At 43.7% G+C, this 11,940-nt stretch carries 8 protein-coding genes; 5 read left to right on the top strand and 3 right to left on the bottom strand.

The genetic code is table 11. From position 1 onward, the window contains the following. Nucleotides 1–442 precede the first annotated feature (442 nt). Nucleotides 443–2,752, top strand: a complete 2,310-nt coding sequence (locus Q7V32_RS15595) for an RND family transporter (protein WP_304897900.1) — start codon at nucleotides 443–445, stop codon at nucleotides 2,750–2,752. Nucleotides 2,753–2,762: 10 nt separating this feature from the next. Here Q7V32_RS15595 and ntrC read toward each other — a convergent pair whose 3' ends face one another. The 3 genes from ntrC to glnA all read right to left on the bottom strand — a co-directional run bounded on the left by ntrC (nucleotide 2,763) and on the right by glnA (nucleotide 7,040). After that, complete coding sequence (gene ntrC, locus Q7V32_RS15590) at nucleotides 2,763–4,169, bottom strand: nitrogen regulation protein NR(I) (RefSeq protein ID WP_304897899.1); 1,407 nt, start codon at nucleotides 4,167–4,169, stop codon at nucleotides 2,763–2,765. Continuing rightward, nucleotides 4,162–5,211, bottom strand: a complete 1,050-nt coding sequence (gene glnL / locus Q7V32_RS15585; RefSeq protein WP_304897898.1) for a nitrogen regulation protein NR(II) — start codon at nucleotides 5,209–5,211, stop codon at nucleotides 4,162–4,164. Before glnL ends, ntrC begins: the two co-directional genes overlap by 8 nt. Before the next feature lie 419 nt (nucleotides 5,212–5,630). Further along, complete coding sequence (glnA, locus tag Q7V32_RS15580; protein WP_304897897.1) at nucleotides 5,631–7,040, bottom strand: glutamate--ammonia ligase; 1,410 nt, start codon at nucleotides 7,038–7,040, stop codon at nucleotides 5,631–5,633. Nucleotides 7,041–7,692: 652 nt separating this feature from the next. Here glnA and glnK point away from each other — a divergent pair. From glnK to Q7V32_RS15560, 4 genes are all read left to right on the top strand, one after another. After that, entirely contained in the window at nucleotides 7,693–8,031 is a 339-nt protein-coding gene (gene glnK, locus Q7V32_RS15575) for a P-II family nitrogen regulator (protein ID WP_304897896.1), read from the top strand. A 20-nt stretch (nucleotides 8,032–8,051) separates the two neighbouring features. Next, entirely contained in the window at nucleotides 8,052–9,326 is a 1,275-nt protein-coding gene (locus Q7V32_RS15570) for an ammonium transporter (protein ID WP_304897895.1), read from the top strand. Nucleotides 9,327–9,725: 399 nt separating this feature from the next. Next, complete coding sequence (locus tag Q7V32_RS15565) at nucleotides 9,726–10,064, top strand: P-II family nitrogen regulator (protein WP_159658810.1); 339 nt, start codon at nucleotides 9,726–9,728, stop codon at nucleotides 10,062–10,064. Nucleotides 10,065–10,315: 251 nt separating this feature from the next. Then, nucleotides 10,316–11,608, top strand: a complete 1,293-nt coding sequence (locus tag Q7V32_RS15560) for an ammonium transporter (protein ID WP_304897894.1) — start codon at nucleotides 10,316–10,318, stop codon at nucleotides 11,606–11,608. The last annotated feature ends 332 nt before the right edge of the window (nucleotides 11,609–11,940 follow it).

Raw genomic sequence — 11,940 nt, 5'->3', positions numbered from 1 at the left:
GCGGACTTTTTTTGAACATCTTCGCGCTTTAATGCAGTATCTTCCATTCGATGACTGGGATCATTTGATGCGGTTTATGCTGAAAGGACTCAACGGCACAATTCCTGACTCCGGGTAGGGTTTTAAAATGAGAATTGCTGGTATTTATACTTCAAGTTGTTAAGACTCATATAAGAAAAGTAATGAGCACGAAGGTTTGCGCTATTGTTTGTAAGAATAAGATTACATAATGTAGTCTTTTTGGTATCAATATAAAAAGAAATGCGTAAAAACTGCTAAGCTTATTAATCAATATCTGATCAGTAAATCAGTTATGAGTTTTGCAAAACCGGTTATTAAATCCAAATCTGCTGCAGATCAAAAAGGCTTTATTTGTAGGCCTTTTTTGCCTCGAATATGCAGGGCTATTCTCATAATCAGGACATTATTCTTAGACACACCTATGATAAATGGAAAAAATATAATTGGTGTACGCTTGGGTTTATTAATTACGTCTTATCCAAAATATGTCTTGCTTACCGTTCTGCTTATAACCGGAATCGCCGGTATCGGCTTGACTTGTTTGCAATTTGACAGCGATTACCGCGTTTACTTTAATTCAGATAGTCCTGAATTGTTGGCTTTTAATGAAATACAATCCACTTTCAGCAAAACGGATAATGTTCTGTTTATCGTTTCTTCCCGCTCCGGTAACTTGTTTACCGCGGATTCGCTTAAAGCCATCAAAGAGTTGACTGAAGCGGCATGGCGCATTCCTTATTCGATACGTGTCGATTCATTAGCCAACTATCAAAGAACTACTGCAAATCAAGATCAGATGAATGTAGCTAATTTGATAGCCAATGCTGATCAACTTTCAGCTGATCAGATTGCTGATATCAAAAAAGTGGCGCTTAACGATTCTCTTCTTGTCAATCGGCTGATTTCCAGGCAAGGCGATGTGACCGGAGTGAATGTGACTTTTCAGTTGCCTAAAGAAAATGCGGCTCAAACCATAGAGTTAGTGAATCAAGCCAGGGATATGGCACGCGTTTTGGAGGCTGGAAATTCTGATCTGAAGATTTATCTGAGCGGCATGGTTGTGATGAATGATGCGTTTATTGAATCAGTGATACATGATGGCAAAATATTGGTGCCATTGATGTATATCATCCTGATCTTCGTTCTGTATATTTGTGTCAGGAACTGGAGTGTCATTATTGCCACTGTTTTATTGGTTCTTTTAACATTACTTTCAACTTTGGGCATAGCCGGATGGCTGGGTTGGGAGCTGACGTCTACCTCTATTGCTGCCCCTACCGTTATTTTGACCGTTGCTGTCGCCGATTGTGTGCATATTGCAGTTTCGCAGTTACACTTTATGGAAAAGGGCGAAGCAAGGCGCGCTGCCATGCGTGAAAGCATGAGAATTAACTTTGAACCGATATTTTTGACGAGTCTGACCACAGCCGTTGGATTTCTCAGTATGAATTTTAGTGACTCGCCCCCCTTCCGGGATTTAGGCAATATCGTCAGTTTGGGCGTATTCATTTCCTGGATTTTGGTGCTTGTTTTTTTTCCGGCCATCATGTGTATGCTCCCGATTAAAGTGCCCAAGAAAAACAGAGCCATGCCTCAGTTTATGCCTCAATTAGCTGAGTTTGTCATACGCTATAAAGATAAAGTGATCCTTTATCTAGGTGTGTTTACGCTGTTGATGCTCGGTTTGACCCCTATCAATCAATTCAACGATGAGTTCATCAAGTATTTTGACGAGGCGATGGACTTTAGGCAGGGGACCGATTTTTTGGCAGAGCATATGGGTGGTTTATATACTCTGGAAATAGCAATTCATGCCGGTTCGGAAGGGGGGATCAATGATCCGGTTTTCTTACAAAAACTTGAGCGAATGTCGGTCTGGCTGCGTCAACTACCTGAAGTAAAACATGTGAATACGCTTTCAGAAATTTACAAGCGTCTCAATATGAATATGCACGGTGATGATTCGGCTTATTACAAGTTGCCACAAGAACGTAATCTTGCTGCCCAGTATTTACTACTGTACGAAATGTCATTGCCATATGGATTGGATTTGAATGATCAGGTCAATATTTCCAAGTCGTCCGTTCGCACCATTGTCACGCTGGCTAATCTCAGCTCTATCGAAATGTTAGAGCTGGAAAGAAAAATTAAAGCGTGGCAGCTTTTAAATATGCCTGAGGTAAGCATGTCGATGGCCAGCCCTATTCTGATGTTTGCCCACGTTGGTAAAACCAACATAGGCCAAATGATTTCCGGCAGTATGTTGGCCTTTGTTCTGATATCGATGATGCTTATATGGGCATTTCGATCGTTTAAACTGGGCTTAATCAGTCTGATTCCGAATATGGCTCCAGCGGCTATCGCATTCGGGTTATGGGCACTGATAGACGGCATGATCGGCTTGAGTTTATCCATCGTCATGGCGATGACACTGGGGATTGTGGTGGATGATACCGTCCATTTTATGAGTAAGTACCGCAGATCCCGAATTGAGTTAGGCCATAGTTCTGAAGATGCCGTCCGCTATGCGATGTCGTCCGTAGGTCGTGCAATGTGGGTGACTACGGCGGTTTTAGTGTGTGGTTTTTTAGTGCTGAATTTATCTCATTTCACAATGAATTCTACTATGGGATTAATGTCGGCACTGACCATTGCGGTTGCACTGATCATGGATTTATTACTGCTACCGGCTTTGCTTATGAAAATGGATAGCTGGAGTTTCAACCGGTAAATTCAGTTGCCTAATTATCTATATCGAGCTCTTTAATTTTCCGGGTTAACGTATTCCGTCCGTAACCTAACATCTTGGCTGCTTCATGCCGTCTGCCTCCCGAGTGATTGAGTGCCGCTTTAATCAGAATGGTTTCTATCGTGGGAATAGTATGTTTGGCAATATCACTTTCACCTCGTTGTAGCTGAAGTTCTATGCTTTTACTCAGCAACATCTGCCAGTTATCTTCATGCGCTTTTGTTTCATCGCGGGTATTTAAAAGCTCAGGCGGCAATTCGTTTTTATGAATCTCTCGCCCGGAAGCCATGACAGTCAACCATCGGCACAGATTTTCCAATTGTCTGACATTTCCCGGCCAGTCCAGTGTCTTAAGAAACTGTTCTGTTTCCGGTTTTAACAGTTTTAATTCGGTATTCAGTTCAGTTGCCGCTTGACTTAGAAAATGCTGCATCAGCAAAGGAATATCTTCACGCCGCTCTCTAAGTGGCGGAATATGGATGCGGATGACATTTAAGCGGTGAAATAAATCTTCACGGAATCGCCCCTGAGCGACCAGCGCTTCAAGATTTTGATGCGTTGCGGCGATGATTCGTACATCCACTTTTATTGAAGAATGAGCTCCGACCGGGTAAAACTGGCCGTCTGCCAGTACCCTGAGCAAGCGCGTTTGGAGTTCGGCGGGCATATCGCCTATTTCATCAAGAAAAAGAGTGCCATTATTGGCTTGTTCAAAACGCCCGGAGCGGCGGGATTGAGCGCCGGTAAATGCTCCTTTTTCGTGACCAAAAAGTTCCGATTCCATCAAATCTTTAGGAATGGCCGCCATATTTAAAGCGATAAAAGGATTGACCGCCCTGGGGCTGTGTCTGTGTAATGCTTTGGCCACCAATTCTTTGCCGGTGCCGGATTCGCCGTTTATCATTACTGTGATGTGAGAGCGTGCCAGCCTGCCTATAGCTCTGAAAACTTCCTGCATGGCAGGTGCTGCCCCAATGATTTCCGGGGTGGCTTCGCTAGGCAGTTGTTCTTTGGCAGTCGCATGCTGTCTGGCATGGGCGCATGCGCGTTGGGCAACCTCGACAATCTCTTTGATGTCGAAAGGTTTTGGCAGGTATTCAAATGCGCCGCTATGAAATGCAGAGACAGCACTTTCCAAATCCGAATGAGCGGTCATGACAATCACGGGTAGCTCTGGGTGCGATTCCTGAACTTTTTTTAGTAATTGTAAACCATCGATTCCCGGCATGCGGATGTCAGTAATCAAAGCATTGGGTATATCGGTTTTAAGTGCTTCCAACAGAGGCAGTCCGTTAGAAAATGTCCGGGTGGTTATCGACGCTTTTTGTAAAGCCTTCTCCAAAACCCAGCGTATGGATTTATCGTCATCTACAATCCAGACTGTGCCTGAATTATCCATTGTGACTCTCCAGTGGCAGATAAATTGAAAAAACGGTGTGTCCGGGCTGGCTTTCACACTCAATCAAACCGTCGTGCTGGTTTATCAGCGATTGAGCGATGGATAGTCCAAGACCGGTCCCATCCGGTCTACCCGTAATCATGGGGTAAAATATTTTACTCATCATCTCCTTATTGATGCCGGGGCCATCATCAATAATATCGATTCTTGCGGTGAGTCTATTACGCTTGCGCCCTATCGTCATTTGCCGGCAAACGCGGCTCTTGATGATTAATGTGCCTGCATTATCCATCGCTTGTATGGCATTTCTTGCGATATTCAAAATGGCTTGAATGAGCTGGTTTTTATCGGCATGTATATCCGGAATACTGGGGTCATAATCATGCTGAATGTTGATTTTGCCGTTGGATTCTGCGAGCAGGAGCTGACGAACTCGCTCCAGCACTTCATGTATATTCAATTGAGTTTTAATCGGTAGTTTATTGGGGCCCAGCATACGGTCCATTAAACTTTGCAACCGGTCTGATTCAGCAATGATGATGTGAGTGTATTCTTTCAATTCAGGATCTTCCAGTTCAAGATCCAGCAATTGAGCAGCCCCCCTTAACCCTCCCAGGGGGTTTTTAATTTCATGTGCAAGCCCTCTGACCAGTAATCTTGCCGTAGTCTGCTGCGCCATTATTTGTTCTTCCTTAGAGATTCTTAGGTGCCGGTCCAGCTGTTGTAATTCAACAATTATCTCGTTGACTTGATCATCAACGAGCAAAGGGGTTGCACTAAAGTTGACGGTTACGTGTTGATTCTGAAAATCCAGCGTCAACTCTCGATCCACTAAAGGCTCATCCATGTTAAGACACATGCGAAGATTCAGTTGCTGATCTTCATCGGCATACTTAAGCAAGTCGTCTGCATGGCTGCCCAATAAATGTCGCGCACTATCGGCGAACATGATTTCGCCGGCCGTATTGATATAGATCAGGACAAGTTCCCGGTTAAATAACAAGACGGCTTCATTCAAATGTTCAAGAATTCGTTTGTACACAATGTTTATCGGTATGGGCTGATAGTTGTTCAATAATTAAAAGCAATTTGCAGGCCAGTTAGAATTGCACAGGCTTGATTACTGACTTGGCGATTAAAAAAATTAAGCTCGAAATCTTTCTAACCAAAAAGAGGCGAGTCGGCACCTTTTTCAAAAGCGGTTGGATTATCTGATTAATTTATAATAAATAGATAAAAAACAATTGCTTAATATTAAAAAAGAACGGACAAGATAGGGCTTAAATATTATGGACTGAATAAAACGGTGCATTCGTGAACCGAAATGTTACCTGAATATAGGGCTTTAAAATTAATAATTTTTAGTTATTGCCCAAGTTTGATGCGGCACAATAAAAAACGCCCCATTATGGGGCGTTTCGCATTTTCCTGCGTGAGTATAACTGCAGATGCAGAGATTAATTACAAGCTATAGTACATATCAAACTCTACAGGATGAGTACTCATGCGCAGACGAGTGACATCTTCCATTTTTAATGCAATGTAGCCATCGATTGCATCGTCGGTAAATACACCTCCGCGTGTCAGGAATTCACGGTCTTTGTCCAATGCATCTAACGCTTGATCAAAAGAGTGGCACACTTGTGGAATCGCTTTTTCTTCTTCAGGAGGCAGATCATACAAATCTTTATCCATTGCATCGCCAGGATGAATTTTATTTTGAATACCGTCCAAGCCGGCCATTAACATACCAGCAAAAGCCAGGTAAGGATTTGCAGTCGAGTCAGGGAAGCGAACTTCTATACGGCGTCCTTTTGGATTTGAAATGAATGGAATGCGGATTGATGCTGAACGGTTACGAGCAGAATAAGCCAGCATAACCGGTGCTTCAAATCCGGGAACGAGACGTTTGTAGCTGTTGGTAGACGCGTTGGTCAAGGCATTCAGGGCTTTTGCATGCTTGATGATCCCGCCGATATAGTACAGTGCCGTTTCAGACAAGCCGCCATACAGGTCGCCACTGAACAAGTTCACGCCGTCTTTAGCCAAAGATTGATGCACGTGCATACCGCTTCCGTTATCACCAACGATAGGTTTAGGCATGAATGTTGCGGTTTTACCATAAGCGTGAGCAATGTTGGCAATCACGTATTTCAATTCCAGCACTTCATCCGCTTTTTTGACCAGGGTGTTGAATCTGACGCCAATTTCGCATTGGCCGGCAGTCGCTACCTCATGGTGATGTACTTCAACAGCTTGGCCCATTTCTTCCAGAGTCAAACACATTGCAGAACGCATATCCTGCATGGAGTCAACCGGAGGAACAGGGAAATAACCTCCTTTAACGCCTGGACGATGGCCCATATTGCCGTCTTCGTAAGCTTTTTCCGAGTTCCAGCCGGCCTCTGAAGAATCAATCTTGAACGACGCGCCGGAGATGTCGGCTGACCAGCGTACATCGTCAAATACGAAAAATTCGTTTTCAGGTCCAAAAAAAGCGGTATCAGCAATACCTGTCGATTTCAGGTAGGCTTCAGCGCGTTTGGCGATAGAGCGAGGATCGCGCTCATAGCCTTGCATGTTATTAGGTTCGATAATGTCACAACGTAAAATAAGTGTTGAATCATCAAAGAATGGGTCCATTACGGCACTGGATGGGTCCGGCATCAGGATCATGTCGGATTCGTTAATCCCTTTCCAGCCCGCAACCGAGGAGCCATCAAACATTTTGCCTTCTTCGAAAAGATCTTCATCGATATCTTTGGCTGGAAAAGTTACGTGCTGCTCTTTGCCTCGGGTATCGCAAAAACGAAAATCCACGAATTTAACTTCATTTTCCTGAATCATTTTAAGAACGTTAGCTACAGACATGTAGATTGTCTCCTGGGTTAGTTGTTGAGTAATTGGTTAGAGCTTACAGGGCATAACAATATCATTTTTCTACGTTAATGGCTAAAAAAGCCTTGCCGCTGAATGCTTTGCGACGACTAAATTATGTGGCGATAAGCTGTTTACATCAAAGCTGCGATCAGCCTGCCATTCTCTTAGATCCATCGTCATTGTCTTGATCAGTCAAGCGCATGCTGCATATAAAAAATCTATCCTGTATTTGTGCCGGGAAGCACCCAAAAGTAAATTCATAGAACGCTATGTTTTTTAATCCCATCTTATTAGTTTTCTTCTTGTTTAAAAACGTAATAGATGTGAGTTGGTGTGATCAAAAATTAACTTTATGGAGCATGCTTTTTAGGGCTTTCCATCGCCAGTAATTGAAGCATTTCATGTGCCAAAAATTTAAATAGTTGTTAGGAAAGGATTTAAATGGTGCGTTATCAAATGGTGATTTTTAAAGCGCACCATTTTAATGCGTAATTTTCGCATGTTCGCACCACAAATGAACGTATGATCTGGACTTTATGAGATTGATTAATTTTTAAGCAAAGAAAAGAGCCTTTGCATTTGGTTGGCACAATCCATGCAAATGGAAAATTGAGTTTTTGTCAACTTAACACGAGGCACACATATGAAACTGATTACAGCAGTTGTTAAGCCCTTCAAGTTGGATGATGTCCGTGAGGCATTATCTGAAATGGGGGTGTCAGGCGTGACGGTAACCGAGGTAAAAGGATTCGGTCGTCAGAAAGGTCATACAGAGTTATACCGTGGTGCGGAATACGTAGTCGATTTTCTGCCCAAAGCAAAAGTGGAAGTTGCAATCAGCGATGATAAAGTCGATGCAGCGGTTGAGGCTATTACGAAAGCTGCAAACACAGGAAAAATTGGGGATGGAAAAATTTTTGTGAGCAACCTCGAGCAAGTGGTCCGGATTCGAACCGGAGAAACTGGCGAAGAAGCCCTTTAGTCTGAGACAGGAGAAACGTGGTGGATAAATTAACAGAACTGAGTTACGCATTAGATACCTTCTATTTGCTGATAAGCGGTGCCTTTGTAATGTGGATGGCGGCAGGGTTTGCCATGCTTGAGGCTGGATTAGTCAGGGCGAAAAATACAACAGAAATTCTCACCAAAAACGTGGTTTTGTATGCAATAGCCTGCATCATGTATATGTTGTGCGGATATAACCTGATGTATCCCGGTGAGGCTGTCAACAGCGTCTGGCCGGGTATCGAATTTATATTAAGTAACGTTGATAATGATGCTGCCGAAGTCATTTCGGTTAATACTGATACAGACGACGACAACAATGTTGTCTATTCTAAGATGGCTGACTTTTTCTTTCAGGTAGTCTTTGTCGCGACGGCCATGTCCATAGTCTCCGGTGCAGTTTGCGAACGGATGAAACTGTGGGCCTTCCTGGCATTTTCTGTGGTTATGACCGGCTTTATTTACCCGATACAAGGCTACTGGAAATGGGGTGGTGGTTTTCTGGATACCTTGGGATTTTATGATTTTGCAGGCTCCGGTGTTGTGCATTTATGCGGTGCCAGTGCCGCATTAGCCGGTGTTCTTTTACTGGGACCTAGAAAAGGGAAATACGGTGAAAACGGAGTTATTTATCCGATTCCAGGTTGTAACATGCCTTTAGCGACCTTGGGTACGTTGATTTTGTGGATGGGCTGGTTTGGTTTTAACGGCGGTTCGGAACTGATTATATCCAATGTCTCGGAAGCCAATACGGTAGCCAAAGTTTTTGTTAACACTAATGCCGCAGCGGCTGCCGGTGTAGTGGCGGCTTTAATTACCGCGCATCTGATGTTTGGCAAGGCTGATTTGTCCATGATTTTAAACGGCGCATTGGCAGGATTGGTTGCGATTACTGCTGATCCCGCAAGTCCCAGCACCCTCTTGTCTACAGGTATCGGTTTAGTTGCCGGTGTTATTGTCGTATTTTCCATCGTGACTATTGATAAGCTCAGAGTTGATGATCCGGTCGGTGCCATATCCGTTCATGGTGTGACAGGGATTTGGGGGTTGATTGCGGTATGTTTCTCTAATGCTGATTCAACACTCTCGGCTCAGTTAATCGGTATTGTTACTATCTTTGGTTTTGTATTCACTGCCAGTTTAGCTATGTGGTTCCTGCTGAAATCAACTATGGGCATCAGAGTTTCTTCTGAAGATGAATACCAAGGTGTGGATTTCTCCGAGTGTGGTATGGAGGCTTATCCTGAGTTCACTTCCGAAGGCAGTAAGTAAGATCATAGCAGAAGAATAAGAGGGCGGGCGCATTCGGCGCCCGTTTTTTATAATCAGCTATTGATGGAATGATAAGTTTTTTCGTTTTGTAATGGTCTTGATTTTACGCTCTTGAATGGATGGCGTTAATTAATGCCGGGATAACTTGTAAGGAATAAAATCCATGTCCTTTTATCGCAAATTGTATGTTGCCCTTTTATTCTTTATGATGCGTTTACAGCTTTTGGCCTTAAAAATAAAGGTATTGACGATCCATCGTTTCCGGAAATTCAATACGAATCTGTTACATACTTTACAACGAGACGGGATACACTCGGTTTAGGACAGATAGTCGAGTCTGTTTTGTTTTTTAAATCCTTCGGGGATAGACAAACTTTTTCAATTGTTTAGAGAATAAAAATGAAATTAATTACAGCAATTATCAAACCTTTTAAGTTAGATGACGTTAGAGAAGCGCTTTCCGAAATAGGTGTTGCCGGTGTTACGGCAACTGAAGTTAAAGGCTTTGGCCGTCAGAAAGGCCACACCGAGTTATATCGCGGCGCCGAGTACGTGGTCGATTTTCTTCCCAAAGTTAAACTGGAAATCGCGGTAACTGATGAAGTGGTAGATCAAGCGATAGAAGCCATTGTTAAATCAGCCAACACCGGAAAAATTGGTGATGGCAAAATTTTCGTATCCGCTTTGGAACAAGTCATCAGGATCAGAACCGGAGAAACCGGAAGCGATGCTATTTAGGCGTGTGATTAGATAACTTGCCTTAGGGATCTGTCCTTTTGTCCATCATCATTTTGCCTAGGCGGCAACGGCCTGTTTTCGAACCCTGAATATGAACAAAAATACGGCCTTATTTGCGTTAGTTATTTCATTTCAGTCAATTGCCTTAATCAGCATATTTGATGAGGAGGTTACATCGAATAGGCTCACAATCATTTAAAGCCGGATTTGTTTTTGGTTCGAAAAACTCGTAGCCGTGCTTAGAGGAAGCTATGAAATCCTATAATAATAATTATTTAATTTTTCTTTTATGGGCTTTGCCCGGATTGGTTAGTGCGGATGAATTAAACCAGAGCAATACCGCTTGGGTTTTAACCTCTACCGCTTTCGTGTTGTTTATGACATTACCCGGGTTATCGCTCTTTTACGCTGGATTGGTTAGAAGCAAAAATGCGCTTTCCGTTCTGATGCAATGTTTTGCGATCACCTGTGTTGTTTCCTTACTCTGGTTAGCGGGTGTTTACAGTCTTATATTTTCAGATGGTGGTGAATGGCAGGAAATAATCGGCGGTACCACTAAATTCTTTATGCCGCAATTGGTAATATCGTCGATGGTAGGGGATATTCCTGAAACAGTATTTTTTATGTTTCAGATGACCTTCGGCATTATTACTCCAGCGCTAATTGTGGGTGCTTATGCAGAAAGAATGAAATTCTCCGCGATGCTCTGGTTTAGCAGTTTATGGTTGGTTATCGTCTACATGCCAATTTGTCACTGGATTTGGGGTGGCGGTTGGCTGGCCGATTTGGGTGTTATGGATTTCGCAGGCGGAATTGTCATTCATGTCAATGCGGGTATTGCATCACTGGTCGCGGCATTGGTCATTGGTAATCGAAAAGGTTTTCCGACCACAGCGATGCCGCCTCATAACATGACCATGGTCGTTACCGGTGCAGGTATGTTGTGGGTAGGGTGGTTTGGATTTAACGGCGGCAGCGGACTCAGGGCTGATGGCTCGGCTGGCATGGCTATTATCGTTACCCATATAGGTGCGGCGGCAGGTTCAGTGACCTGGATGTTCATTGAATGGGTGAGATTTGGCAAGCCCAGTGTGTTGGGAATAGTTACCGGTATGGTTGCGGGACTCGGAACTATAACGCCCGCCTCTGGATTTGTTGGTCCTGCAGGCGCCTTGGTCATCGGAATTACAGCCGGAGTGGTCTGTTTTTGCGCTACACAGATCGTCAAACGTAAATTAAAAATTGACGACTCGCTAGATGTGTTTCCAGTGCATGGTGTAGGGGGGATTGTCGGTTCTTTGCTGACCGGTGTGTTTGCCGCCACTAGTATGGGTGGGCTGGGCCTGGCGGAAGGTGTGTCCATTTTTGACCAAGTCAAGGTTCAGGCATTGGCTGTTTTAGTCACTATAGGTTGGAGTGCCTTATTCAGTTATCTCATCTTAAAAGTGCTTGAATTGACAATAGGTCTCCGCGTGACTAACGATGAAGAAGAGCAAGGCCTTGATATCGTGATGCATGAGGAAACGGGTTATCACAATTTGTAGTTTACATTCCTAAACAGCTCTTTGTTACAAAGAGTTTTTGTGCAGGGACGCACTGTCAATCAGTATGGCCAAAATTTCTCCTTTCTCTGTTGCTTCGCAAAAGCGGGCGAAAATTTCCAATTTGAATTTTTAATGCGGCGTTGAGGGATTGCGTAAGCCTTGCGAGGAACGCCGTTGACCCATCCTGCAAAGCTAATTAATATTGGTAAACCCCCGGCTATGCCGGGGGACTCTCAAAGGTTTGACCTATAAGGCGGTCGCAACGATGCTCTTATCTCGACCAAAAGATAGGAGAATCGAAAATGAGAGAATATCAAAGTTTGAGCCATAGC

The sequence above is a fragment of the Methylicorpusculum sp. genome (genome assembly GCF_030651835.1).
Lineage (GTDB): Bacteria > Pseudomonadota > Gammaproteobacteria > Methylococcales > Methylomonadaceae > Methylicorpusculum.
Note: the sequence above shows the minus strand (reverse complement) of the source record. Positions and strands in the feature narration are given on the sequence as shown.

Excerpts from the sequence above, each read along its gene's own strand:
- ntrC (WP_304897899.1), bottom strand. The coding sequence starts at position 4,169 with ATGGATAATTCAGGCACAGTCTGGATTGTAGATGACGATAAATCCATA.
- Q7V32_RS15560 (WP_304897894.1), top strand. The coding sequence starts at position 10,316 with ATGAAATCCTATAATAATAATTATTTAATTTTTCTTTTATGGGCTTTG.
- Q7V32_RS15565 (WP_159658810.1), top strand. The coding sequence starts at position 9,726 with ATGAAATTAATTACAGCAATTATCAAACCTTTTAAGTTAGATGACGTT.
- glnK (WP_304897896.1), top strand. The coding sequence starts at position 7,693 with ATGAAACTGATTACAGCAGTTGTTAAGCCCTTCAAGTTGGATGATGTC.
- glnA (WP_304897897.1), bottom strand. The coding sequence starts at position 7,040 with ATGTCTGTAGCTAACGTTCTTAAAATGATTCAGGAAAATGAAGTTAAA.
- Q7V32_RS15595 (WP_304897900.1), top strand. The coding sequence starts at position 443 with ATGATAAATGGAAAAAATATAATTGGTGTACGCTTGGGTTTATTAATT.